The sequence below is a fragment of the Vogesella facilis genome, from assembly GCF_042648525.1.
Taxonomy (GTDB): Bacteria; Pseudomonadota; Gammaproteobacteria; order Burkholderiales; family Chromobacteriaceae; genus Vogesella; species Vogesella facilis.
In genome coordinates this window covers 177164-202228 of sequence record NZ_JBHRXN010000010.1, presented here as the reverse complement: position 1 = coordinate 202228, position 25065 = coordinate 177164, and the positions used below count along the sequence as shown (strand labels likewise).

The 25065-nt window shown below is 68.9% G+C and carries 22 protein-coding genes; 13 read left to right on the top strand and 9 right to left on the bottom strand.

Annotation, left to right across the window (positions count from 1 at the left end; genetic code table 11):
- Window positions 1-180: 180 nt before the first annotated feature.
- A complete protein-coding gene (locus tag ACFOLG_RS05070) occupies window positions 181-2040 on the bottom strand; it encodes an ABC transporter ATP-binding protein (protein ID WP_386089121.1) in 1860 nt (619 codons plus the stop codon).
- Window positions 2041-2281: 241 nt separating this feature from the next.
- Here ACFOLG_RS05070 and ACFOLG_RS05065 point away from each other — a divergent pair, with 241 nt between their 5' ends.
- Window positions 2282-3475 (top strand): winged helix-turn-helix domain-containing protein, encoded by a 1194-nt coding sequence (locus tag ACFOLG_RS05065; protein ID WP_386089118.1) that lies wholly within the window; start codon window positions 2282-2284, stop codon window positions 3473-3475.
- A 27-nt stretch (window positions 3476-3502) separates the two neighbouring features.
- Here ACFOLG_RS05065 and rarD read toward each other — a convergent pair whose 3' ends face one another.
- Together rarD and ACFOLG_RS05055 are read right to left on the bottom strand one after the other, a co-directional pair.
- The gene (rarD, locus tag ACFOLG_RS05060; protein ID WP_386089115.1) at window positions 3503-4399 is read right to left on the bottom strand and encodes an EamA family transporter RarD; all 897 of its coding nucleotides are present in this window, start codon (window positions 4397-4399) and stop codon (window positions 3503-3505) included.
- Window positions 4400-4578: 179 nt separating this feature from the next.
- Window positions 4579-5475 (bottom strand): LysR family transcriptional regulator, encoded by an 897-nt coding sequence (locus ACFOLG_RS05055; RefSeq protein WP_386089112.1) that lies wholly within the window; start codon window positions 5473-5475, stop codon window positions 4579-4581.
- A gap of 94 nt (window positions 5476-5569) precedes the next feature.
- Here ACFOLG_RS05055 and ACFOLG_RS05050 point away from each other — a divergent pair, with 94 nt between their 5' ends.
- Both ACFOLG_RS05050 and ACFOLG_RS05045 read left to right on the top strand, forming a co-directional pair.
- Window positions 5570-5710: a hypothetical protein gene (locus tag ACFOLG_RS05050; protein WP_386089110.1), complete on the top strand. Its 141-nt coding sequence runs from the start codon at window positions 5570-5572 to the stop codon at window positions 5708-5710.
- 72 nt (window positions 5711-5782) lie between these two features.
- Entirely contained in the window at window positions 5783-6118 is a 336-nt protein-coding gene (locus tag ACFOLG_RS05045; RefSeq protein WP_386089107.1) for a DOPA 4,5-dioxygenase family protein, read from the top strand.
- Here ACFOLG_RS05045 and ACFOLG_RS05040 read toward each other — a convergent pair.
- Window positions 6115-6702, bottom strand: a complete 588-nt coding sequence (locus ACFOLG_RS05040; protein WP_386089104.1) for a DUF1003 domain-containing protein — start codon at window positions 6700-6702, stop codon at window positions 6115-6117. The two genes, ACFOLG_RS05045 and ACFOLG_RS05040, sit on opposite strands and share 4 nt — an antisense overlap.
- 152 nt (window positions 6703-6854) lie before the next feature.
- Entirely contained in the window at window positions 6855-9563 is a 2709-nt protein-coding gene (ppc, locus tag ACFOLG_RS05035; protein WP_386089102.1) for a phosphoenolpyruvate carboxylase, read from the bottom strand.
- 50 nt (window positions 9564-9613) lie between these two features.
- Here ppc and ACFOLG_RS05030 point away from each other — a divergent pair, with 50 nt between their 5' ends.
- From ACFOLG_RS05030 to ACFOLG_RS05010, 5 genes are all read left to right on the top strand, one after another.
- Window positions 9614-10507: an AEC family transporter gene (locus tag ACFOLG_RS05030; protein WP_386089099.1), complete on the top strand. Its 894-nt coding sequence runs from the start codon at window positions 9614-9616 to the stop codon at window positions 10505-10507.
- A 151-nt stretch (window positions 10508-10658) separates the two neighbouring features.
- Window positions 10659-11594 carry a hydroxymethylbilane synthase gene (hemC, locus tag ACFOLG_RS05025; RefSeq protein WP_386089096.1) on the top strand — a complete coding sequence of 312 codons (936 nt, stop codon included), beginning with the start codon at window positions 10659-10661 and terminating at the stop codon, window positions 11592-11594.
- A 1-nt stretch (window position 11595) separates the two neighbouring features.
- Window positions 11596-12324 carry a uroporphyrinogen-III synthase gene (locus ACFOLG_RS05020; RefSeq protein WP_386089093.1) on the top strand — a complete coding sequence of 243 codons (729 nt, stop codon included), beginning with the start codon at window positions 11596-11598 and terminating at the stop codon, window positions 12322-12324.
- A 125-nt stretch (window positions 12325-12449) separates the two neighbouring features.
- Entirely contained in the window at window positions 12450-13481 is a 1032-nt protein-coding gene (locus ACFOLG_RS05015; RefSeq protein ID WP_386089090.1) for a uroporphyrinogen-III C-methyltransferase, read from the top strand.
- Window positions 13478-14686: a heme biosynthesis HemY N-terminal domain-containing protein gene (locus ACFOLG_RS05010; protein WP_386089087.1), complete on the top strand. Its 1209-nt coding sequence runs from the start codon at window positions 13478-13480 to the stop codon at window positions 14684-14686. The genes ACFOLG_RS05015 and ACFOLG_RS05010 overlap by 4 nt, the downstream gene beginning before the upstream one ends.
- A gap of 63 nt (window positions 14687-14749) precedes the next feature.
- On the opposite strand, the gene ACFOLG_RS05005 is transcribed toward ACFOLG_RS05010, so the two are convergent.
- A complete protein-coding gene (locus tag ACFOLG_RS05005) occupies window positions 14750-15463 on the bottom strand; it encodes a pseudouridine synthase (RefSeq protein ID WP_386089084.1) in 714 nt (237 codons plus the stop codon).
- A 145-nt stretch (window positions 15464-15608) separates the two neighbouring features.
- Here ACFOLG_RS05005 and ACFOLG_RS05000 point away from each other — a divergent pair, with 145 nt between their 5' ends.
- The 5 genes from ACFOLG_RS05000 to ccoG all read left to right on the top strand — a co-directional run bounded on the left by ACFOLG_RS05000 (window position 15609) and on the right by ccoG (window position 21856).
- Window positions 15609-16754 (top strand): GGDEF domain-containing protein, encoded by a 1146-nt coding sequence (locus ACFOLG_RS05000; RefSeq protein ID WP_386089080.1) that lies wholly within the window; start codon window positions 15609-15611, stop codon window positions 16752-16754.
- 318 nt (window positions 16755-17072) lie between these two features.
- Window positions 17073-17414: a GNAT family N-acetyltransferase gene (locus ACFOLG_RS04995; RefSeq protein ID WP_386089076.1), complete on the top strand. Its 342-nt coding sequence runs from the start codon at window positions 17073-17075 to the stop codon at window positions 17412-17414.
- A gap of 181 nt (window positions 17415-17595) precedes the next feature.
- Window positions 17596-18225 carry a LysE family translocator gene (locus ACFOLG_RS04990; RefSeq protein ID WP_386089073.1) on the top strand — a complete coding sequence of 210 codons (630 nt, stop codon included), beginning with the start codon at window positions 17596-17598 and terminating at the stop codon, window positions 18223-18225.
- A 143-nt stretch (window positions 18226-18368) separates the two neighbouring features.
- Complete coding sequence (locus ACFOLG_RS04985; protein ID WP_386089071.1) at window positions 18369-20207, top strand: diguanylate cyclase; 1839 nt, start codon at window positions 18369-18371, stop codon at window positions 20205-20207.
- Between the two features lie 284 nt (window positions 20208-20491).
- The gene (gene ccoG / locus ACFOLG_RS04980; RefSeq protein WP_386089069.1) at window positions 20492-21856 is read left to right on the top strand and encodes a cytochrome c oxidase accessory protein CcoG; all 1365 of its coding nucleotides are present in this window, start codon (window positions 20492-20494) and stop codon (window positions 21854-21856) included.
- Here the strand turns inward: ccoG and ACFOLG_RS04975 are convergent.
- The 3 genes from ACFOLG_RS04975 to ACFOLG_RS04965 all read right to left on the bottom strand — a co-directional run bounded on the left by ACFOLG_RS04975 (window position 21853) and on the right by ACFOLG_RS04965 (window position 24977).
- Entirely contained in the window at window positions 21853-23178 is a 1326-nt protein-coding gene (locus ACFOLG_RS04975) for an aminotransferase-like domain-containing protein (RefSeq protein ID WP_386089066.1), read from the bottom strand. The two genes, ccoG and ACFOLG_RS04975, sit on opposite strands and share 4 nt — an antisense overlap.
- A 57-nt stretch (window positions 23179-23235) precedes the next feature.
- Window positions 23236-24021: a substrate-binding periplasmic protein gene (locus ACFOLG_RS04970; protein ID WP_386089063.1), complete on the bottom strand. Its 786-nt coding sequence runs from the start codon at window positions 24019-24021 to the stop codon at window positions 23236-23238.
- Between the two features lie 89 nt (window positions 24022-24110).
- Window positions 24111-24977: a helix-turn-helix domain-containing protein gene (locus ACFOLG_RS04965; protein WP_386089060.1), complete on the bottom strand. Its 867-nt coding sequence runs from the start codon at window positions 24975-24977 to the stop codon at window positions 24111-24113.
- Window positions 24978-25065: the final 88 nt, after the last annotated feature.

Below are 25065 nucleotides of genomic sequence, written 5' to 3'. Positions count from 1 at the left end.
CGGCACGACGCTTTTTATGCATAGCGCACGGCTTTTTGTTGCGCAAAGCGCGCAATTGCGCGGCCTTTTGCCGCTCGCCGGTAGTATACAAACTACTTTATTGCGAAAAACGCCGCCGTCCCGCGGATGTTGGCCGCAAAAAAGCCCGGCCACGGCCGGGCTGTGCAGCAATGGGCCGCCTCAGCTGGCCAGTTCCGCCTCTTCGTCCGGGTCCAGCTCCTCGCCGAGGAAACCGCCGCTCTGGTGCGCCCACAGCCGCGCGTACAGCCCGCCGCGCGCCAGCAGGCTGGCGTGGTCGCCCTCTTCCACCACCCGGCCCTTGTCCAGCACGATCAGCCGGTCCATGGCGGCGATGGTGGACAGCCGGTGGGCGATCGCCACCACGGTCTTGCCTTCCATCAGCCGGTACAGGCTGCCCTGGATCGCCGCTTCCACCTCGGAATCCAGCGCGCTGGTGGCCTCGTCCAGCAGCAGGATGGGCGCGTCCTTCAGCATCACCCGCGCGATGGCCACGCGCTGGCGCTGGCCGCCGGACAGCTTCACCCCGCGTTCGCCGACATGCGCGTCGTAGCCGCGGCGGTGGTGCGGGTCGGTCAGCTCTTGGATGAACTCGTGCGCCTCGGCCTTCTGCGCCGCGGCCACCATGTCCGCCTCGCTGGCATCCGGGCGACCGTACAGCAGGTTGTCGCGCACCGAGCGGTGCAGCAGCGAGGTGTCCTGCGTCACCATGCCCACCTGCGCGCGCAGGCTGTCCTGCGTCACTTCACGCACGTCCTGGCCGTCGATCAGGATGCGCCCCGCCTCCACATCGTAGAAGCGCAGCAGCAGGTTAACGATGGTGGACTTGCCGGCGCCGCTGCGGCCCACCAGGCCGATCTTCTCGCCGGGGCGGATGGTGAGGTTGAGATGCTCCACCACCGGCCGGCTGCCGCCGTAGGCGAAGCTGACATTGTCGAAGCGGATCTCGCCGCGGCCAACCTTCAGCGGTACGGCGCCGGCAGCATCGGTGATGGCGATCGGCCGCGCCAGGGTGTTGATGCCGTCCTGTACCGTGCCGATGTGCTCGAACAGGCTGGACATCTCCCACATGATCCAGTGCGAGATGCCGTTCAGCCGCAGCGCCATGGCGGTGGCCGCCGCCACCGCGCCGATGCCCACCTCGCCGCGGCTCCACAGCCACAGCGTGGCGCCGGCGGTGCTGGCGATCAGCCCCATGCTGAGGATGTGGTTGACGATCTCGAAGCCGCTGACCAGCCGCATCTGGCGGTAGGCGGTGGCCATGAATTCGCGCATCGCGCTGCGGGCGAAGCCGGCCTCGTGCGCGCTGTGCGAGAACAGCTTCACGGTGGCGATATTGGTATAGGCGTCGGTGACGCGGCCGGTCATCAGGCTGCGCGCATCGGCCTGCGCCTTGGCGGCCTTGCCCAGCCGCGGCACGAAGAAGCGCAGCGTCAGCACGTACAGCGCCAGCCAGGCCACGAACGGCCACAGCAGCAGGCGGTCGAAACTGCCGGCCACCGCCACCATGGTGACGAAGTAGATCATCACGAACACCAGGATGTCGGTGACGATCATCACCGTGTCGCGCACCGCCAGCGCGGTCTGCATCACCTTGGCCGACACGCGGCCGGCGAATTCGTCCTGGTAGAAGCTCATGCTCTGGCCCAGCAGGTGGCGGTGGTAGTGCCAGCGCAGGCGCATCGGGAGGTTGCCGGCCAGGCCCTGGTACTTGCACAGCGCCTGCAGCGCGATCAGCAGCGGGCTGGCCAGCAGGATGCCGCCCAGCAGCAGCAGATTGTGCTTTTCTTTGCTCCACAGCTCGCCCGGCGCCACGTGGCTGAGCCAGTCGACGATGGAGCCGAGCATGGAGAACAGCAGCGCCTCGAAGGCGCCGATGCCGGCGGTGCACAGCGTCATCGCCAGGATCAGGCCGCGCAGGCCGTCGGTGGCGGCCCACACGAAAGACAGCAGGCCGGCCGGCGGCTGCGCCGGCGGGGTATCGGGGTAGGGATCGATACGACGTTCGAACCACGAGAACATAAAGAACACTCCTATGCCGCGGCGGGATCGCCAGCGCGGGCAGGTTATCGGGGTAGCGAAAATAACATTGGCATCAATGACTTGCAACGCGCCCCGGCCTATCGGCCAGTACCGCGCCGGCGCCACGCTGCGGCATGGTGCCGACAGCGCGCACACGCCGGCCCACTCTGAATTTTACTGCGGCCAACGTGTTCTGCCGCCTGGGTTATGCTGCACACAGTGTTTTCATCCGGACGTCATCATGAGCCATACGCTGCTGTCCCTCCCCGCCGCCCGCGCGCTGCATCTGGCCGCGCAAGGCATGCTGGCCACGCCGCGGCGCAAGGCGGCCAAGGCCGACGTGCTGGCCGCCATCCGCCGCATGGCGCTGCTGCAGATCGACACCATCAGCGTGGTGGCGCGCAGCCCCTACCTGGTGCTGTTCAGCCGCCTGGGCGCCTACGACCCGGCCTGGCTGGACGAGCTGCTGGCCGAGGGCGCGCTGTTTGAATACTGGGCGCACGAGGCCTGCTTCGTGCCGCGCGAGGACTACCGCCTGCTGCGCCACCGCATGCTGAACCCGGCGGCGATGGGCTGGAAGTTCTCGGTGGAGTGGATGAAGAAGCACCAGGCCGACATCGAGCAGCTCATCGGCCACATCCGCGACAACGGCCCGGTGCGCTCGCGCGATTTCGAGCGCCGCAGCGGCAAGGGCAATGGCTGGTGGGACTGGAAGCCAGAAAAGCGCCACCTGGAGGTGCTGTTCACCAGCGGCCGGCTGATGGTGCGCGAGCGGCAGAACTTCCAGCGCGTGTACGACATCGCCGAGCGCGTATTGCCGGAGTGGGACGACGCGCAGCACCTGCCCGGCGACGACGAGGCGCGGCTGGACATGATCCGCGCCAGCTGCCGCGCGCTGGGGCTGGTGAAAGCCGGCTGGGTGGCCGACTACTACCGGCTGCGCCGCGGCAACGACAGCGCCAGCCTGCACGCGCTGGCCGATGCCGGCGAGCTGCTGCCGGTGCGGGTGGACGGGCTGAAGGGCGATTTCTTCGTGCACCACAGCCTGCAAGCGCAGCTGACGTTGGCCGCAGACGAGCAACTCGCCGCCAGCGCCTGCAGCGTGCTGTCGCCGTTCGACCCCATCGTGTGGGACCGCAAGCGCGCCAGCGAGCTATGGGGCTTCGACTACCGCATCGAGTGCTACACCCCGGCGCCCAAACGCCAGTACGGCTACTTCGTGCTGCCGCTGCTGCTGCGCGGCCGGCTCGTGGGGCGGCTGGACGCCAAGGCGCACCGCGCACAGGGCGTGTTCGAGGTGAAGGCGCTGTACCTGGAGCCAGGCGTGCGGCTGAGCCAGCGCCTGCGCGACGACACCCTCAAGGCGCTGCAGCGCGTGGCCGACTGGCACGGCACGCCGCAGCTGCGTTTTGGCCAGCTGCCGGCCGGCTGGTAAGCCTGCGGCCAACGTTGGCCGCAGGCATCACCCCAGCCGGCGCTGCTGGCGCAGGGTGTGGATGCCGGTAAGGATGATGGCGCCCCAGATCGGGCCATAGGTCAGCAGGCTGCCGGCGGTGACCGGCTCGCCCAGCACGGCGATGGCCAGCACGAACAGCAGCGCCGGTTCCACGTAGCCGAGCAGGCCCCACAGCCCCATCGGCAGCAGGTGGCTGGCGGCGATATTGCACAGCAGCGCCACCGAGCTGACCAGCCCCAGCCCCGGCAGCAGCAGCCAGTACTTCACCTCGTGCAGCACCAGCCAGCCGGACGGCTCCTGCCAGGCCAGCAGCAGGATGGCCAGCGGCAGCAGCACCACCATCTCCAGCGCGAAGCCGCATACCGCGTCCAGCCCGGTCAGGCGCCGCAGCACGAAATACGGCGGATAGCCCAGCACCACCAGCAGCGTCGGCCACGCCAGGCCGCGGGTGAGCCAGATCTCGTGCAGCACGCCCAGCAGCGCCAGCGCCACCGCGATGGCCTGCAGCCGGTACAGCTTTTCACCGTACAGCAGGCGGCCCACCAGCACCATCACCAGCGGCGCCAGGAAATAGCCCAGCGACACCGCCACCACCTGGCCGTGGAACGGCGCCCACAGGAACAGCCACAGCTGCACCCCCATCAGCGCCGCCATCAGCGGCACCAGCAACAGCAGCCTGGGTTCGCGCAAGCGGCGGCAGGCGTCGACAAACAGCGGCATCTTGCCGGACAACTGCAGGATCAACAGGATGCCCGGCAGGGTGCAGACGATGCGCCAGGCGAAGATGGCGACGCTGTCCAGCGGCGCCAGCCAGGTGACGTAGCCCGGCAGGGTGGCAAACAGCGACGAGGCCAGCAGCGACAGTGCGATGCCGCGCGGCGACGGGGCGGAGGGGTGGGACATGACAAAACCGTTCGATAGCGGGGGGCCTTATCCTGCCTGCGTCGCCCGGCAGCGGCAAGCACCCTGCCCGGACGCTGTGTTCGCCACGCGCCGGGCGGGAGCTGGGGCGGAGGCCGCCGCGGCGCGGGCGCGGGCAGTAGCACGCGGCATCGCGCGGCGCCGTGGTGCTGGTTGCGCGGCTAGGGCGCCGGCTGCAACGCCGCGCGCAGCCGCGGCAGCACGAAGTCGAGGAACACCTGGTACTTGCGCGGCATCGGCTGGCGGTAGGGGTGCACCAGGAACACCGGCCAGCGGTCGCTGTACCAGTCCGGCAGCACCCGCCGCAGCTGGCCGGCGGCCAGCGCATCCTGCGCCAGGAAATCCGGCAGCGCGCCGATGCCGCGGCCCTGCAGCGTCAGCGTCAGGTTGTTCTGGTACAGGTTGCAGTCCAGCAGCGGCGACGCCAGCGGCAGCGGCCGCAGTTCCTCGCCGCGGCACAGCGTCAGCCCGGCACCGTCGACGATCAGCCGGTGCGCCGCCAGCGCGTCCGGCGTCTGCGGCCAACCTTGCGCCGCCAGGTAGTCCGGCGTGGCGTACAGCGCCTCCTGCACCCAGCCCAGCGGCCGTGCCACCAGCGCTTCGTCGTGCACCTGGCGCGAGCGCACGCAGAAATCCAGTACGTCGGCGATCGGGTCCTGCAGCCGGTTGTTCACCTCCAGCCGCAGCCGCAGCCCCGGCTGCTCGCGCGCCAGATCGGCCAGGATCGGGCTCAGCAGCTGCGACACCGACACATAGGCGCTCACCACCAGCGGGCCTTCCACCGCGCACTGCGCACTGTCCACCGCCGGCTGCATCTGCAGCAGGCTCTGCTGCAGCGCCTGCGCGTGCGGCAGCAGCCGCTGGCCGGCCTCGGTCAGCGCCAGCCGGCGGGTGGTGCGCAACACCAGCACCGCGCCCAGCTGCTTTTCCAGCGCCTTCAGCCGCAGGCTGACCATGCTCTTGGTGCAGCCCAGCAGCTCGGCGGCGGCGGTAAAGCTGCCGCAGCGCGCCAGCGCCTCGAAGGCCAGCACATCGTCTGGCGACGGGATTGTTTTCATTTTCTCGACAAACCATCAAGGAAAGGGCGATTTATCCTGGAACCATAGCAGACTAGGCTGACAACTGTCGTAACCGCTCAACAGTGAGGGCATCATGAAACTGCTACGCCGCCTTGTCGCCTACTGGTCCAGCCGCTGGTCGCTGCTGCCGGATTGCCAGCTGTCCTGCGCCGAGCGCACGCTGGAACAACTGCGCCATCAGGCCGACAGCCTCAGCCGCGGCCGCTGGATGTAATGGCCATCCGGACGGCAGCCAGTGCTGCCGTCCGGCGGCTACAATGCCGTTTTTCTGGCCGGATGCTTTCTCATGCCGCTCGTCTACCACGCCCACGTCTATTTTCTGCCGGCACAGGCCGCTTTCGCCGCCGAACTGCGCGCCACGTTGGCCGCACAGCTGCCGCCCGGCTGCTGGCTGGGGCAGCTGATCCACCGCGAGGTGGGGCCGCACACCCGGCCGATGTTCGAGATCAATTTCGCCGACACGCTGCTGCCGGCGGTCGAGGCGCTGCTGGAGCAGCAGCGCGGTCCGCTGCCGGTGCTGCTGCACCCGGAGCTGGCCGACGATCTGTACGGCCACACCGGCGCCGCCCGCTGGCTGGGCGAGGCGCTGCCGCTGAAGCTGGAGACGCTGTCGCGCGGCTAGTCGCCGGCCGCCTGGCCGGCGCCGCCCGCCGCGGCAGGCGGCTGCTTGCCCTGCTGCAGCAGCTGGCGCTGGCCCTGCTTGATCAGGTCCAGGTCGGACAGCAGCTCCCAGGTGAGGTGATCCATGCGCTTGTGCAGGCCGTCGATCGCCGCCTCCGACTTCAGGTTCACTTCGAAGTCGCGGATCATGGTCATGCGGTCGCGTGCCGTCTGGCGGTTCTGCGACATCATGATGATCGGCGCCTGGATCGCCGCCAGCATCGACAGCATCAGGTTGAGGAAGATGTACGGGTAGGGGTCGAATGCCTTGCTGCCCAGCAGCTCGCTGTTGATGAACGCCCAGCTGACCAGGAAGCTGCCGAAAATCATGATGAAGGTCCACGAGCCGCCGAACTCGGCCACCCGGTCGGCCAGCCGCTCGCCCAGCGTGGCGCCCTTGTCCGGCAGCGCCTGCTCCGGCCGCACCGACTGCAGCTTGCGCGAGATGCGCATCAGCGCCTGCAGCTCGCGCTCGGCCAGCCCGCCGACGCCGGTGTGCAGCAGGTGTTCGGCCAGGTATTTGATGTCTTTGCTGCTGGGGTTCATGTGGCACCTCCGCGCGGATGGAATGGATTCTGCCGCCATTGTCCCGCCATTGCCGCGCGGGCGGCTGTATCTGCATGTGTCCACTTGTAGCCACAGCAACAAACAAAACGGGCCGCCCAATGGGCGGCCCGTTGCACGCGAGCAGACTGGTGTTAACCGCTGTTGCGCAGCCCGGCGGAGATGCCGTTGATGGTGAGGTGGATGGCGTACAGCGCATCCTCGTCGTCCGGCTTGTCGCGCAGGCGCTTGAGCAGCTCCACCTGCAGCAGGTTGAGCGCGTCCAGGTAGGGCAGACGGGTGTCCAGCGAGCGCGCCAGCGTCGGGTTGCCCTGCAGCAGCTTGTCCTGGCCGGTGATGGCGAAGAAGGCGGCCAAGGTGGCATCGAACTCGGCCTGCAGGCGGCCGAACAGCCGGTCGGCCAGCGCCTCGTTGCCGACCAGCGCGGCGTAGCGGCGCGCGATCTGCAGATCGGCCTTGGCCAGCACCTGCTCCATGTTGGACAGCATCACCTGCAGGAACGGCGAACCGGCGTACAGTTCCTGCAGCCGCGCCAGCCCGGCCGCTTCGCCGTGCGCGTCGAGGAAGGCGCGCACCGCGCTGCCGAAGCCGTACCAGCCCGGCAGCATCACCCGCGACTGCGACCAGGAGAACACCCACGGGATGGCGCGCAGGTCCTTGATGCTGGCCAGCGTCTTGCGCGACGCCGGGCGGCTGCCGATGTTGAGCTTGGCGATGGCGCCGATCGGAGTGGCTTCCATGAAGTACTGCATGAAGCCGTCGGATTCCACCAGCGCGCGGTAGGTGTTGAAGGCGTGGCCGGACAGCTCGGCCACCGCGCTTTCGTCGGTGATGCGGCTGTCGCCGTGCGCCAGGGTGGATTCCAGCGTCGCCGCCACCAGCGCCTCCAGGTTGCGGGTGGCGTTGTCCGGGTCGGCGAACTTGGCGGTGATCACCTCGCCCTGCTCGGTGATGCGGATGCGGCCAACCACGGTGCCGGCCGGCTGCGCCATGATCGCCTCGTAGGACGGGCCGCCGCCGCGGCCGACCGAGCCGCCGCGACCGTGGAACAGGCGCATCTTGATGCCGGCCTGGTCGAACACCCGCACCAGGCGCTGCTCGGCCTGGTACAGCTGCCACTGGCTAGTGAGGTAGCCGCCGTCCTTGTTGCTGTCGGAGTAGCCCAGCATCACCTCCTGCACCCCGCCGCGGCTCTTCAGCAGCTGCTGGTACCACGGCAGCGCGAACAGTTGCTGCATGATGGCGGCGGAGGCGTCCAGGTCGGCGATGGTTTCGAACAGCGGCACCAGGTTCAGGCTGATGGCCGGCACGCCGCCATCCAGCCGCAGCAGGCCGCATTCCTTGCACAGCAAGGCCAGCGCCAGGATGTCGGACACGCTGGCGCAGTTGGAGATGATGCATTGCGCGATGGCGCCGTCGCCGAACTGGCGCTGCACCAGCGCCGCCTCGCGGAAGATGGCCAGCTCCTTCTCGCTGTCGGCGCTGTAGCTGAGGAACGGCGAGTACAGCAGCCGCGGGGTGGCCAGCTCGCGCAGCAGCACGCGCACCCGCGCCGGCTCGTCCAGCGCGTCGTACTGTTCCAGGTTGGCGTGGGCGAACAGCTCGCTGACCACGCCGGCGTGCTTCTCGGCGTGCTGGCGCAGGTCCAGCGGCATCAGGTAGAAGCCGAACACGTCCACCGCGCGCAGCAGCTTGCCGAGGCGGCCGTCCACCAGCAGCGCGCTGCCGTGCTCGACCAGCGAATCGATCAGCGTCTGCAGCTCGGCCTGCAGCTCGACGGCGCTGGCGTACGCCGCACCGGCGGTCCAGCGGCCGCGCAGCGGCAGGCCAAGGTTGGCCGCAGTGGCCGACAGCCGGCCCTCGATGCTGGCCAGCGCCAGGCGGTACGGCTCCTCCTGGCGGCTGATGGCGGCGTCCGGCGAGGCGGCGGCCAGCCGCTGCACGCCGGCGGACACCCGCACGTGGCGCTGCGACAGCGACAGTTCGCGGTACAGGCCGGCCAGCTCGTAGAAGTAATGCTTGAACGCCACCTCGGCCTGGCGGGTGATGGCGTGGCGCAGCACGCCGGCATCGACATTGGGGTTGCCGTCGCGGTCGCCGCCGATCCAGCTGCCGACGCGCAGGAAGGACGGGATGTCGGCCTGCTCGCCCCACAGTTCGCGGATCTGCTTGCCGAGGCGGTCGTACAGCGCCGGGATGGACTGGAAGAACGACAGCGGGTGGTAGGCGACGCCGTTTTCGATCTCGTCCGCCACCGTCATCTTGAACGGGCGGATCTCGGTGGTCTGCCACAGCGCGTGGATCACGCGGGTGAGCTTGGCTTCCAGCTCCTGGTCTTCTTCCGGGGTGATCTCCGGCGACGACAGCTGCTGCAGGAATTTGCGCACCGCACGGTGGCCGTCCAGCACGCTCTGGCGCTGCACTTCGGTGGGGTGGGCGGTGAGCACGGCGCTGACGCTGGCATCCTGCAGCGCGGCGTTCAGCGCGGCGAACGGCACGCCGGCCTCGTGAATGGTGGACAAGGCGCGCGACAGGCTGCCGCGCTGCGGCGCACTGCCGGCACGCTGGTGCGCGCGGCGGCGGCGGGCGTGGTGCAGGTCTTCGGCGATGTTGAACAGCTGCGAATACAGGCCGCAGGCGCGCACCAGCGCGCTGGTGGCGGCCGGGGTGAGGCGCTGCACCAGTTCGTCGGCGCGGCGGTCGTGCTGCAGCGCGCCGGCCGGAATGGCGCGGATTTCGTCCACCACGTCGTCGCCGGCCTGTTCGCGCAGCAGCGCCTCCAGCAGGCGGTTAAGGCGCGCGAGGTCTTCGCGCAGCGGCAAGTCCTTGTCCAGATCAGTCATTTCCGTGTTTCCCGATAGTCATTGTCATCGAATCCCTGCAGAATCGGCGCATGCATCCAGCACTCGTGTTACTGCCAGATTTCCTGCTGATCCTGTGCGGCTTCGCGCTGCGGCGCAGCGGCTTTATCTCTGCCGCCTTTCTCGCCGAAGCGGAGCGCTTCATCTATTTCATTCTGTTCCCGCCGCTGCTGTTCCGCGCCCTGGCGCGTGCGCAGCTGGACTTTGCCGCCAGCGTGCCGATGCTGGCCGCCGGGTTATTGTTCACCGTCGCCGCCTTCCTGCTCGGTTGCGGCGCCAAACCGTTGTTCAAGCTGCCGCAGGCGTCGTTCGCCGCCGGCAACCAGGGCGCCTACCGCTTCAACAGCTATGTGGCGTTCGCGGTGATGGGCAGCCTGGCCGGCGAGCCGGGCATCGCCACCATCGCGCTGCTGTGCGGCGCCATGGTGCCGGTGGTCAACCTGTTCGCCGTGTGGCAGCTGGCGCACGGCAGCGGGCGCGGCATGCGCTACGAGCTTATCCGCAACCCCATCATCTGGGGCATCGCCAGCGGCCTGGCGGCCAACCTTGCCGGCCTGCATGTGCCCGCGCCGCTGTTCGCCGCCGTCAGCCACCTGGCCGATGCCGCGCTGCCGCTGGGGCTGATCACCGTCGGCGCCGGCCTGCGCTTCGAATCGCTGCGCCGCTTCGCCGCGCCGCTCGTGTACTGGAACGCCATCAAGCTGCTGGCGGCACCGCTGATCGCGCTGCTGGCGGCCCGGCTGCTGCACATCGACGGCCTGTATCGCCAGACGCTGCTGGTGATGAGCATGCTGCCCACCGCCACCTCGGCCTACATCCTCGCCGTGCGCATGCTGGGCGACGGCAGGCTGGCGGCGGCGGTGGTCACCACCTCCACGCTGGCGGCGATGCTGACCATGCCGCTGCTGCTGTCCTGGCTGCCGTGAGGGCGTTGTCCATCCTGCCGCAAAAAGCCGGCTTCGTGTAGTTAAACTACACGTACTGTTGCAGCTACACACACTGCCCTGCGTCAAGGTGGCGCGTAGCGGCCATGCTAGAATCGCGACCATCCCTTTTTTAGCCGCAGGACCGCCAGTCATGAACAAGCTCGTCATCGCCAGTCGCGAAAGCAAACTCGCCATGTGGCAGGCCGAACACATCAAGGCCCGCCTGGAGGCGCTGTACCCACAGCTTGCCGTGGAGATCCTCGGCATGACCACCCAGGGCGACCAGATTCTGGACAAGACGCTGTCCAAGATCGGCGGCAAGGGCCTGTTCGTGAAGGAGCTGGAACAGGCGCTGCAGGACGGCCGCGCCGACATCGCCGTGCACTCCATCAAGGACGTGCCGATGAACCTGCCGCAAGGCTTCGCGCTGGCCGCCATCTGCGAGCGCGAAGACCCGCGCGACGCCTTTGTTTCCAACACCTACGCCAGCCTGCACGAGCTGCCGGCCGGCGCCGTGGTCGGCACCTCCAGCCTGCGCCGCGAGTCGCAAATCCGCGCCCGCTTCCCGCACCTCACCATCAAGCCGCTGCGCGGCAATGTACAGACCCGGCTGCGCAAGCTGGACGACGGCGAGTTCGACGCCATCATCCTGGCCGCCGCCGGCCTGAAACGGCTGGAGCTGAGCGAGCGCATCCGCGCCGAGCTGGCACCGTCGGAAAGCCTGCCGGCCGTCGGCCAGGGCGCGCTGGGCATCGAGATCCGCGCCGACCGCGACGATCTGACCGCGCTGCTGGCGCCGCTGAACCATGCCGACACCGCCGCCTGCGTCACCGCCGAGCGCTCGCTGTCGCGCGTGCTGGGCGGCAGCTGCCAGATTCCGATCGGCGGCTTCGCCACCATCACTGACGACGTAATCACCCTCGGCGGTTTCGTCGCACACCCGGACGGCTCGGTGATGCTCACCGCCAGCGCCAGCGCGCCGCGCGACTACGCCGACGCGCTGGGCCGCGCGGTGGCCAAGCAGCTGCTGGAGCAGGATGCCGGCCCGCTGATCGCCGCGGTGATCGCCGAACAGGCCAACAAGTAAGATGCCCGCCACGCTGCTACTGGTCCGGCCGCAGGCGCAGGCCTTGCGCCAGCAGGCCGAGCTGGCGGCGCTGGGCGTGGCCAGCCTGCCGTTCTGCGCGCTGGACACCGTGGCCGACGCCGCAACGTTGGCCGCATTGCCGCAGCAGGCCGCCGCCAGCGACGGCGTGATCTTCGTCAGCCCGTCCGCCATCGACCTCGGCTGGCCGGCCATCGCCGGCCAGCTCGCCCCGCACTGTCGGCTGGCCTGCGTCGGCCGCGGCAGCGCCGCGCGGCTGGCCGCCGCCAGCGGCCGCACCATCATCGCGCCGGACGAAGGCAACGACAGCGCCGCGCTGCTGGCACTGCCGGCACTGCAACAGCTGGCCGGACAACAGTGGCTGATCGTGCGCGGAGCGGACGGCCGCGCGCAACTGGGGGAGACCCTTGCCAGCCGCGGCGCTGCCGTCGCCTACGCCGACATCTACCGCCGCGCCGCCCGGCCGCTGGACTGGGCGCTGTTCGCCCGCCTGCAGCAGCACGGGCAGCTGGCCGGGCTGCTGGTCGCCTCCAGCGAGGCCGCCGACGCGCTGTTTGCCGCCGCCGCCGCGGCCGGCATCGGCAGCTTGGCCGCCCAGCCGTTCTTCACCCTGCACCCGCGCATCGCCGCGCGGCTGCGGCAACTGGGCGCCGGCGACATCCGCCTGTGCGACGGCAGCAGCGCGACGCTGGCCGCCATGCTGCTGGCCTGAACGGCTGCGCACAATTCTGGCAGGGCCTGTGCTTGGGCGTTACAATGCCCCACAGTTTCTGGCGTAATGCGCCACCTTGCTAACCCGGCCGCGCCATGCGGCCAACTTGCGGTTACCTGTATCCCATGAGCGAAGCCAATTCCGTCAACAGCGGCAGTGCCCTGCCCGCCAAGAAATCCGTCAACCTGGCGCTGATCATCGCCATCGCGGCGCTGGGCGTGACCGGCTGGCAATTCTTCGAGACCCGCCAGCAGCTGACCGAGGCGCAGACCGCGCTGGCCAGCCGCCTGGCCGAAAGCGGCGGCAGCACCAAGGCCATCCAGATCCAGACCGAGCAGGCGCTGGCCGCCACCCGCGCCGCCGAGGCCAAGCTGGCGCTGCTGGAGGCGCGGGTCAACGAATCCGCCGGCCAGTACGCCACGCTGGGCGCCATGTACCAGGAGCTGACCAAGAATCGCAGCGACTGGCTGCTGTCCGAGGTGGAGCACACGCTGGCCATCGCCAGCCAGCAGCTGCAGCTGGCCGGCAACGTCAGCGGCGCCATTACCGCGCTGGAAATGGTCGACGACCGCCTCGGCCGCTTCGACAACCCGGCGCTGATCCCGGTGAAAAAGACCGTGGCCAAGGACCTGGAAACGCTGAAGGCGCTGCCCTACCTCGACAGCGTGGGCCTGACGGTGAAGCTGGACACCCTGATGCTGGGCGCCGAAACGCTGCCGCTGGTGATCGACCACCACCGCCTGGCCAGCGACAGCGCTCCGGGCAGCCTGCCGGCCGATGCGCCGTGGTGGGAGCGGCTGCTGGCCGATGTCAGCCACAGCCTGGGCGAGATGGTGCGCATCCGCCGCATGGACAAGCCGGAAGCGCTGCTGCTGGCGCCGGAGCAGGCGTTCTTCCTGCGCGAAAACCTCAAGCTGCGGCTGCTGGATGCGCGCCTGGCGCTGACCCAGCGCGACGGCGCCACCTACCAGGCTGACCTCGCCGCCGCCGGCCAGTACGCCAAGCGCTACTTCGACGGCGACGCGCCGGCAACGCAGAAATGGCAGGCCACGCTCGGCGAGCTGGCCGCCGCGCAGCTCAACGTCACCCTGCCGGACCTGTCCGCCAGCCTGAAAGCCGTGCGTGATGCGCAAGGCACCAGCGGGAGCGCGCCGTGAGATTCGTGTTCTGGATTGTCGGGCTGTTTGCCCTGGCGGTGCTGATCGGCCTCGCCTCCACCCTCAACACCGGTTACGCCATCCTGTTCGTGCCGCCGTATCGCATGGAGGTGTCGTTCAACCTGCTGATCGTCGCCATCGTGGTGCTGATCCTGCTGGCCTATGGCGCGCTGCGCCTGGTCGGCATTGCGGCCAACCTGCCGGCCGAGGTGCGCACCTTCCAGCGCCAGAAGAAGCTGAAAGCCGCGCGCCACGCGCTGCGCGAGTCGGCGCTGGCGATGTTCGAAGGCCGCTACCAGCGCGCCGAGCGCGAGGCGCTGAAGTCGATCGACGATGAGTATTCCAGCGACAACCAGGCGCTGGCGCTGCTGATCGCCGCCCGCTCCGCCGCCAGCGTCGGCGACAACGCCAAGCGCGACGGCTACCTGGCACGGCTGGAAGGCATGCCGGAACGCAGCCAGCTGGCGCGCCACATGGTGGAGGCACAGATCCGCATGGATGCCAAGCAGCCGCTGGAAGCGCTGGCCGCCATCGAGCGCGCCCGCGCCATCAGCAGCAACCTCACCTCGGCGCTGCGGCTGGAGCTGAAGATCCGCCTGATGCTGAAACAGCCGGAACAGGTGCTGCAGCTGACCGAAAAACTGCTGAAAGCCGATGCGCTGGACGCCGAGCAGGCGCGCCGCTATCGCCTGGCCGCCTATCGCCAGCAGCTGGCCAGCTTCACCGGCGAGCAGGAGATTCGCAGCTGGCTGAAGCGCATTCCCGAGGTGGAGCGGCAGAACCCAGATCTGGTGTCCGACACCGCCAAGCAGCTGATCGCGCTGCAAGCCTATGGCCAGGCCGCCGAGCTGATTGCCGGCGCGCTGTCCAACGACGAGCAGGCGACGCCGGAGCTGGCGCGCGAGCTGGGCATGCTGGCCGGCCACATCGACAGCCAGCGCCGCCTGACGCTGATGCGCGATGCGGAAAACTGGCTGAAATCGCGCCCGCACGACCACCTGCTGCTGCTGGCACTGGGGCGGCTGGCGCGCGCCGAGCAGCTGTGGGGCAAGGCGCAGAGCTACCTGGAGGCCAGCCTGTCACTGCAGGCCACGCTGTGCGCCCACGCCGAACTGCACCAGCTATTCGCCACCATCGGCCGCGAAGACAAGGCGGCGCAGCACCAGGCGCTGGCGCTGGAGATCGCGCTCAAGCAAGGCTGCTGAGCCGCCGCGCTGCCATGAAAAAACCGCCCGGCTGGGCGGTTTTTTCTTGCCTGCGGCAGCCACTCAGGCGGACGCGAAACCCAAGGCGGCCAACTCTGCGGCCGTCAGGTGGCGCCACTGCCCTGGCGGCAGCTCGCCCAGCGCCACCGCGCCCAATGCCAGCCGGTGCAGCTGCGCCACGCGGTTGCCGGCGGCGGCCACCATGCGTTTCACCTGGTGGTACTTGCCCTGGGTGATCGCCATGTCCAGCACGCAGTCGGCCACCTGCTCGACGCTGTCGGCAGCCAGGGTCTCGTTCTCGTCGTGCAGCAGCACGCCGTCGCGCAGCCGCTGCAGCAGCTCGGCGCTCAGCGGGTGCTTGGTGGTGACGCGGTACAGCTTGGGCACCAGCTTCTTCGGCGAGGTCAGCGCGTGCACGAACTGGCCGTCGGTGCTGAACAGCAGCAGCCCGGTGGTGTCCACGTCCAGCCGCCCCACCGCGCTGATGTCGAGATTGCCCAGCTGCGGCGGCAGCAGGCGGTACACGCTGGGGTGGTGCAGCGGCTTGTGCGAGGTCTCGTAGCCCGCCGGCTTGTGCAGCAGCAGGTACAGCGGCAGCCTCAGCAGCGGCCAGTGCTGGCCGTCCACCGTCAGGGTGCGGATGTTGGCCGCATCCACCGTCTGGCGCCAGTCGCTGGCGTCGACGCCGTCGATGGCCACCAGGCCATAGTCGATCAGTTGCCGGCATTCCTTGCGGCTGCCAAAGCCTTGTTGTTGCAGCAATCGGTACAGTTCCATCGCGCCATTTTAGCATTGTCGGTGCACTGGCCGCGTGGCCGGCAGTTCAGCCACACGGCATGGTGCGCTGCACATATTTATTCCGCCCCGCGTGGTAATATTTCTCATTTATAACAAAAATCAAATAGTTACCGCTTTATTAGCAATGGATTTCTTCGATTCCACCACGCTCATGTTTTGCCTGGCGCTGTGCCACCTGCTGTGCGGCCCCCTGCTGTGGCTGCTGCGCGCGCCGGGCGCCGGGCAACGCGCCCAGCACTACTGGCTGGCTTACAGCCTGACTTCCGCACTGCTGTTCGGCAGCACCCTGCTGCCGCTGCCCTGGTCCGCCAACCAGCAGGCGCTACTGCTCAACCTGCTGCTGCTCGCCAAGGGCGGCCTGCTGCTGGCGGCGTTCCGCCACCTGCTCGAGCTGCCGCGGCCGCTGTTGCTGCAGTGGCCGCACGGGCTGCCGCTGCTGGCGTTCACCCTGCTGGCCAGCCTGCTACTGCCGGCCGGCCCGGCCTTGGCGCTGGCACTGCCGCTGTTGCTCGGCATCGGCATCAATGCGCAGCTGGCCTGGCAGTTGCTGCGCCCGCGGCCGCGCCCTGCCGCGCAGACATTGGCGGGTGGCTGCCTGGCGGCACTGGCCGGCTACCAGCTGCTGTACCTGCTGGCGGCGATGCAGGACGGTGCGCTGCAACTGCGCTTCGGCCCGGCCCTGGCCCTGCCTTTGCTGCTGGCCGCCTGGTTGTTGCCGTTGTGCTTCCTGTGCCTGGGGCGGGAGCGCGAGCTGCGCAGCCTGCGGCGCCAGGCCAGCCAGGACCCGCTGACCGGCTTGTTGAACCGCCGCAGCTTCGAAGAGCAGGCGCGGCGCATGTGCGCGCTGCATGCACGCCAGGGCCAGACCCTGGCCCTGCTGGTGATCGATCTTGACCACTTCAAGCGCATCAACGACCGCTATGGACATAGCCACGGCGATAGCGCCTTGCGCAATATGGCCGCCATCGTGGCGCAGCACACCCGCAGCAGCGACCTGTTCGGGCGTATTGGCGGCGAAGAATTCTGCCTGCTGCTGCCGCACACCGACACCGCCGGCGGCCGCGAAGTCGCCGGCAAGCTGGCGATGCACATCCGCAGCGTGCGGGTGCTGGCGCACGAACCGGCCAGCAGCCTGAGCGCCAGCATCGGCCTGGCCAGCCTGCAGCCCGCCGGCGCCCAGAGTTGGCCGCAACTGTTCGAGCAGGCCGACCAGCGGCTGTACCGCGCCAAACATGCCGGCCGCGACCGCCTGGTGTGGTGCGATGCCTGAACCGGCCCCGAGAAACGACAAACCCCGCAGCGCGGGGTTTTTTGTTGAATATTTACGTAATAAATAAATGTAAAACGTAAAGATATTACGATTCAGCACCAGCGGCGCCAGCACGATCCAGCAGCACAACTAAACCGCCCCGGAAAAACCAGCCCCAATCCCGGCCGCCAACCCGCGACGCAGCAGGTTTCCAAGCCGGCAGCAGACCATGCACAATGCGGCATGGCGTGTGCCGCAGCAGCAGCTCATCCAGCCACGGGAAAACGCCATGCCCGCCATCAGCCTGCGCCTGGCCACCGTGCCGACCTGTCCGGCATTGTGGCCATCGACAACAGCACCATCGCCGGGCGCATGCTGAGCGCCGACCTGGAGCCGGCATCGGTTGCCAGTCGCGAAGACTGGTTTGCCGCCCACAATCCGCAGCGTCGCCCGCTGTGGGTGGCCAGCAGGATGGCCATGCCGAGCTGGATCAGGCTGTCCGATTTCTACGGCCGCCCGGCCTATAACGGCACCGCGGAAGTCAGCATTTACCGAGACGAGAACTGTCGCGGTCGCGGCCTGGGCCACCGCCTGCTGCAGGAGGCCATCGAGCGCGCGCCTGCCGACGGCGTGGACACCTCCGCGTGGCCTCTTCTTTGGCCTCCATGCTTCAAGCATTAAACTGTGCCAGCATGTCGGCTTTGCCGCGTGGGCCAACCTGCCGCCAGCGGCGGAGCTGGATGGCGTGCGCCGCTGCCTGATCATTCCGGGCACAAAGCTGGCGCCCTATTCTTGATAGCAGCCGTTAACGGCTGTTGCCGGATTTTTGCCACAAAACCCGTCACTTACCTCAGGAGCACCCATGCTACTTAGCCCGGAACAGCTGTTTGCCTTTCTGCCCGCTGCAGTGCTGATCACCCTGTCGCCCGGCCCGGACAACCTGATGGTGCTGAGCCTGGGCATCGCCCGCGGCCGCCGCGCCGGCATGGTGTTCGGGCTGGGCTGTGCGCTGGGCTGCCTCAGCCATACCGCGCTGGCGGCGCTGGGCATCGGCGCCCTGCTGGCCGCCTCGCCGCTGGCACTGCAGGCCCTGAAGCTGCTGGGTGGCGGCTATCTGCTGTGGCTGGGCTGGCAGGCGCTGCACAGCGCCGGCAGCACGCTGCAGGGCGGCCAGCCGGCAGAGCCGGTGCCGTCGCTGTGGCGCCTGTTCGGCAAGGGTTTGTGCGCCAATGCCGTCAATCCCAAGGTAATTCTGTTTTTCCTGGCTTTTTTGCCGCAATTCATCAGCAGCAGCGGCAGCGCCGGCTGGCAGACCCTGCAGCTGGGCGTGCTGTTCACCCTGCAGGCGGCACTGCTGTTTGCCAGCCTCGGCTACTTTGCCGGCCATGCCGGCAGCTGGCTGAACACCTCGCCGCGGCGCGGCATGTGGCTGGATCGCCTGGCCGGCACGGTGTTCATCGCGCTGGGGCTGCGCCTGATGGTGGCGCGCTGAGGCGGCCGGCATCGGCAAAAGCGACACCTTGTCATTGCAGTTGCATAAATTGCGCTGCCAGCGGGTCAAAGCCAACGCCAGCCATGCCGCCACGCCATCTTCATGCCAGAATGGCTTAAGAATCGCCATTTGCACGCCAAACCATGCTCCCACCCCAACCACCGGCCCGCGGTCACGGCCAACGCCTGAAGATCACCGCCTTCGGCATTGTGATCAGCCTGCTGCTGCTGCTCGTCGGCGGCATGGAGCTGTTCAGCTCCTACCGCAGCACGCTGGAACAGGGCTATAACCAGGCGCGCATCGACAGCCTGCTGTTTGCCGAGTGGATGCAGCAGGATTTCCGCGAGGTGGAACTGCTGCAGAACATGCTGGCCGAGCAGCTGGAAGAGCAGGATTTCACCATCCGCGACGGCGCCGAGCGCACCGCGCTGGAAAGCCGGCTGGTGCGCGCCATGCGCGGCGTGCCGCAGGCCTACGACATGATCCTGGTGGACAACCGCTGCCGGCTGGTGCTGTCGTTCAAGATTTCCCCCGGCTTCGATGCCAACGAAGGCGGCTACTGCAACGCCATGCAGACCCCCACCCGCGAGGACCGCTTTGTCAGCCCGCGCTTCCAGGGCGCCAGCGGCGAGCCGGTGGTGGTGGCCACCCAGCGCGTGCGCGGCCTGAACGGCCGGGTGATCGGCCTGATCGGCACCGTGATCCGCGCCAGCCACTTCCAGCAGCTGTTGGACCGCACCGTGGTCAGCGGCCGCTACGACGCCATGAGCTTTACTGACAGCCGCCAGCAGCTGCTGGCGCGCCTGCCGGCGCTGTCCACGCTGCCCAGCACGCCACTGGCCGACCCCCACGCCCGCGCGCTGCTGCAAGGCAGCGACAGCGAAGACAGCTACGAGCTGGTATCGCCGCTGGATGGCCGCACCCGGCTGCACTCCACCCGCAAGGTGGAGCACCTGCCGCTGCTGGTCAGCGTCGGGCTGGACAAGAGCACCCTGCTGCAATCGTGGTGGAACAAGACCTGGCTGTTCCTGCTGACCTGGCTGCTGCTCAATCTGCTGCTGGGCTACGGCATCCGCCGCTACCTGCACAACACCCAGCTGGCCGATGCGCTGGCGATCCGCAGCGTGGCCATCGACCACGCCGCCGAAGCCATCGTGATCGCCAACGCCAGCGGCGTGGTGGAATACGCCAACCCGGCGTTCGAGCGCATGACCGGCTACCGCAATAACGACGTGCAAGGCACCGCCACGCTGGACGCGCTGCTGCTGGGAGAGCACCCGGAGCTGAAAGACAAGCTGCTGCAGGCGCTGCAGGCCGGCGAGACCTGGCGCGGCGAGCTGGCCAGCCAGCACCGCGACGGCACGCCGTACCAGGAAACCGTATCGGTGGCGCCGGTGCTGTCGCCGGAAGGCCGCGTGCAGCACATGGTGGCGATCAAGCACGACATCAGCAACGCCAAGCTGCTGCAGGCCGAACTGCAGCGGCTGGCCAATACCGACGAACTGACCGGGCTGTATAACCGCCGCCAGTTCATGCTGCGCACCAGCGAGGAAATCGCCCGCAGCCATCGCTGGGAGCGGCCGCTGACGCTGGCGATGCTGGACCTGGACCACTTCAAGCAGCTGAACGACCGCTACGGCCACCCGTTCGGCGACGAGGTGCTGCGCCGCTTTGCCGCCTGCTGCCAGACCACGGTGCGGCTGGAGGATGTCTGCGGCCGGCTGGGCGGCGAAGAGTTCGCCATCCTGCTGCCGGATACCGACCGCTACAGCGCCAGCCAGGTGATGGAACGGGTGCGCGAAGCGGTGGCCGCGCTGGAGCTGAACAACCCGCTGGGCGGCGAGCCGGTGCAGTTCACCGTCAGCATCGGCATCAGCGAGCTGTATCCGGGCGACGCCACCGCCACGCCGATGATGGCGCGCGCCGACGCCGCGCTGTACCTGGCCAAGCAGGAAGGCCGCAACCTGGTGCGCGCCGGCTAAGCGCTTCCGCTAGCAGCCGTCGCCGCGTCGCGCTCGCCGCCGTGGCCACGGCCACCCGGCAGCGGCGGCAACGTTGGTCGCAGCGCCTCACCGCCAGCCCGGGCACGGCCGCCATGCGCCAAGCGCACACCCGCGCCGGAGCGCCGCAGTTTGCGTCAGCGCAAACCCTGGCCACCTGCCGGCCCTGCGCCGGGCTGTGTCCGCCATTTGCCGCCGATCTGTGCCTGTCACTGCCGTGCCGCGCTGCCTAAGCTCGGCGGCAGTCAACACTCCGGGCGCAGATCATGGCCACCGTTATCCCCATTCACTTCGTTTCCAGCAAAGTCTACCCGCGGCTAACCAGCGGCCACTTCAACAACTGGCGCATCGCCTTCGTCGTCGTCACCCAGCTGCTGTACTTCGGCCTGCCGTGGCTGCAATGGGGCGGCCGCCAGGCGGTGCGCTTCGATTTCGCCAGCATGCGCGGCTACCTGTTCGGCCTGACGCTGCTGCCGCAGGACCTGATCTACCTGGCCGGCAGCCTGATCATCGCCGCGCTGGGCCTGTTCCTGTGGACCATGCTGGCCGGCCGGCTGTGGTGCGGCTTTTCCTGTCCGCAAACGGTGTACAGCCAGATCATGCTGTGGCTGGAGCGCTGGGTGGAAGGCCCGCCCAACGCGCGCCGCAAGCTGGACGCCGCGCCGTGGGGCGCGGAAAAGCTGCTGAAGAAGGGCGGCACGCAGAGCCTGATGCTGCTGTTTTCGCTGTGGACCGGCCTGACCCTGGTCGGCTACTTCACCCCGCTGCGCGAACTGGCGGCCAACCTGGCTGCCGGCCACATCGGCACCTGGGAGGCGCTGTTCGCGCTGAGCTACGCCGGCTTTACCTGGCTGCTGGCCGGCCACCTGCGCGAACAGGTGTGCAAGCACATGTGCCCGTATGCGCGCTTCCAGGGCGCGATGTTCGACGACCACACCCTGCTGGTGGCCTACGACAGCGCCCGCGGCGAACCGCGCGGCGCGCGGCGCAAGGAGGCGGCCAACCTTGCCACCCAGGGCGACTGCGTCGATTGCGGCCTGTGCGTGCAGGTGTGTCCGGTCGGCATCGACATCCGCGCCGGGCTGCAGTACGAGTGCATCGGCTGCGGCCTGTGCGCCGACGCCTGCGACGAGGTGATGGACAAGTTGGCCGCACCGCGCGGGCTGATCCGCCTCACCACCCAGCACGCGCTGGAGCAGGGCCGGCGGCCGACCCTGTGGCAGCGGCCGCGGGCACTGGTGTACGGCGGGCTGATCGCCGCGGTGACGCTGGCGATGCTCACCAGCCTGTGGCTGCGGCAGCCGTTCCGCGTCGACATCCTGCGCGACCGCGCGGTGATGGCGCGCGAAACCCAGGACGGCAATATCGAGAACGCCTACACCGTGCGCATCTTCAACACCCTGCCGGACGCGCGGCAGTACCGGCTGGCGGTGAGCGGCGAGGGCGTGGTGGCGGCGCAGCCGGCCGAGCCGCTGCACGTGCCGGCCGACGGCGAACGCAGCTTCATCGTTACCGTGGCGGCAGACCCGAATGTGCTGGCGCGCGGCAGCCACGAGGTCACCTTCCTGCTGCAGGATGCGGCCAACCCGCGGCTGCAGGTGCGCGAAGCCGCGCGGCTGCTGATGCCCTAAGCGCCGCGGCGCAGCGCGCGCGCCAGCCAGTCCAGCGCCGGCTGCTGGCTGGCGGCATCGAAATAACTGGCGTTCAGCCGCAGCGCGTGGCGGCCGGCCTCGCCCGGCTGGCACAAGGTGCCGGCCGCCAGCTGGATGCCGTGCTGCTGCGCCTCGGCCGCCAGTGCCACGCAGTCGGCCGGCAGCCGTTCCAGCCACACGAAGTAGCCGCCTTCCGCCGGCAGCAGCTCGCAACCAGCCGGCAACGTTGGCCGCAATGCCGCCTCCAGCGCGCCCACCCGCTGCGCCAGCTGCTGCCGCAGCCGGCGCAGGCCGGGCAGGTGGCGGCCGCCGGCCAGCAGCTCGGCCAGCGCCAGCTGGTTGGGCAGCGGACTGGCCAGGGTCTGCGCCACTTTCAGCCGCCGCGCCAGCTCGGCGTAGCGGCCGGGCAGCAACCAGCCGACGCGGTAGCCCGGCGCCAGCGACTTGGAAAAGGTGCCGCACAGCAGCACGCGGCCGGCACTGTCGGCGGCGCGCAGCGGCAGCGGGGCCTGCTCGGTAAAACCCAGCTGGCGGTAGGCATCGTCTTCGATCATGGCGACATCGTACTGCGCGGCCAGCGCCAGCAGCTGCTGGCGGGTGGCGGCCGGCAGGCTGCGGCCGTGCGGGTGGGCGAACGCCGACATCAGCGCGATGCCCTGCACCGCGCCGCGCGCCAGCGCCGCCTGCAGCGCGGTGCAGTCCACACTGCCATCGACCGCCAGCTGCAAGGGCAGCAGCGCCACGCCGTGCTCGGCCAGCCAGCCCAGCAGGCCGGGAAAGGCCGGTAGCAGCACCGCCAGGGTTGGCCGCACCACGCCGTGGGTGACGGCGGCGATCGCCAGCGACAGCGCCTCCATGCCGCCGCAGGTGATCAGCACCTCGTCGGCATGCAGCTCCCAGCCTTCCGTCGCCGCCTCGCGCGCCAGCTGGCGGCGCAGCGCCGGCAGCCCGGCCAGCGCCGGCTCGGCCAGCGCTTCATGGTAGTGGCGCATGGCGCCGACGAAGGCGTGGCTCAGCGCGCGGGTGTCGTACAGCGCCGGGTGCGGGAACGGCGCGCCCAGCGGCGCGATCAGCTGGTCGTCGGCACTGCCGGCGCCGGCGGCCACCACGTAGCCGCGCCGCGGCTGCGCCTCGGCGAAGCCCAGCCGTTCCAGCTCGTAGTAGGCGCGGCGCGCGGTGTTGAGGCTGACGGCGTGCTGCTGCACCAGCTGCCGCAGCGATGGCAGCGCGTCGCCGCGGCGGTAGTCGCCGCGCTCAATCGCGCTGATGATGCCCTGCACCAGTTGGCCGTATTTGCTCACGCTGTGTCTTCCACCCGCAAAAGGCCGATTATGCCGTGCGCACGGCGGGGCGGGGAATCAGCGCTGGCGGTTCGCCAGCGCGGCATACACTTCCTGGCGGGTGCGCGCCAGCAAGGCGGCGAATTCGCCGCTGTCGCGCATCTTTTTCAGTTCGCGGTTGAAGCGCGCCGCCAGTTCCGCCGCGCGCGGGTGCTGGCGCGCGATCGCCACGCACAGCGGCGTGCTCCAGTAGGCGCGCTCCTGCGGCACGATGCGCGCTGCCTGGCCGGGGCTGAGGTAGAGCAGGGTGCTCAGCATGCCGGCCTCGCTTTCCATCGGGAACAGGTCGATGCGGCCGGCGGCCAGCTTGCGCAGATTGCTGATGTCGTCGCCGACCACGTCCACCCGCAGCACGCCCTTGTCCTGCAGCTGGGTGAAGCTGTCGGAGTAGAAATTGCCGGCGGTGATGCCGAAGCGGTAGCGCGACAGGTCGGCCAGCGTCTGCCACAGGTAGCGTTCGCCGCGGCGCTGGAACAGCACCATGCGGAACGGCAGGATCTCGTCGGTGAACAGCAGGTCGCGCTGGCGGTCCTCGTTCGGCGTCCAGCCCACGCTGCCGTCCACGTCGCCGTTGCGCGCCAGCTGGATGGCGCGGTTGTTGGGGTACCAGCTGTAGCGCACCTTGACGTTGCCGCGGCGGAACACCTCGCTCACCAGCCGGCTCATGATGCCGCCGTAGCGCAGCTTCTCGCCGATCAGCGGCGCGTATTCCGCATTGGAAAAATGCACGCTCAGCGGCGCCTCCGCCGCCTGCGCCGCCCATGGCAGCAGCCCCAGCCAGGCCAGCAAGACCTTGCGCCACATAGTGCTCCCCTCGTTACCGCTATTTTTATAGCGCAAGCGTAAACCGCCGGCAGGCAGGGGCACAAACCACAAGCGGACAGGTGCGCTGGCTAGGATTGGCGCAGGCTGCGCGGCGTCTGCCCGGTGAGGCGCTTGAAGAAGCGGATGAAGTAGGCCGGCTCGGAGAAGCCCAGCTGGTCGGCGATCTGGTTCACGTTCAGCGTGGTGTACACCAGCAGCCGCTTGGCCTCCAGCAGCAGGCGCTGGTGCAGCAGCTGCAGCGCGCTCTGCCCGGTCTGGCGGCGGCAGACGCCGTTGAGGTAGGCGGTGGACACCCCCAGCTGGTGCGCATAGCGGCTCACCGCCCAGTGTTCGCGGTAGTGTTTTTCCAGCAGCGCGCCAAAGCGCTGCAGGTGCTGGCTGCCGCGCTCCGGGCGCGCCGCCGGGCCTTCGCCCTGCGGCAGCTGGCGGCTGAGCCACACCAGCAGCGCGCACACCAGCGAGCGCAGCAGCACGTCGCGCCCCGGCGCCGGCTTGGCGTATTCCTCGGCGATGGCGGCGAACAGCGTGTCCAGGTAGCGGCCGCCATGTGCCACCGGGTAGCAGTGCGGCTGCTGCAGCACGCTGGCGCACACCCCCAGCTCCTGTTGCAGCCAGCTCACCAGCGGCGCCGCCAGCGTCAGCACATAGCCCTCGATGTCGGCAGGAAAGCGGAAGCCGTGCACGCACAGCGCCGGCACCAGCTGGATCGCCGGCTGCTCCTGCCGCACGTGCTGGCCCTCGACATACAGCTCGGCCGGGCCGCGGCGCACGTACAGCAGCTGCCACAGATCGCTGTGGCGATGGCGCTCGATCTCCCAGCCGTACAGCTGGCTGCGGCTGGAGATGGTCTCGCAATGCAGCAGGTCCACCGTCGGCCAGTCGCTGCCTTCGCCATACAGTTTGAACACCGGCACCCCGGCCAGTCCTGCCTGCATCTCACGCTCCCGCTGGTTTCCAAAAGTCCTGTTTTTGTACGCGATATTGCCTGTTTTGTCTGCGGTGACTGTCGAAAAATACTGTCAC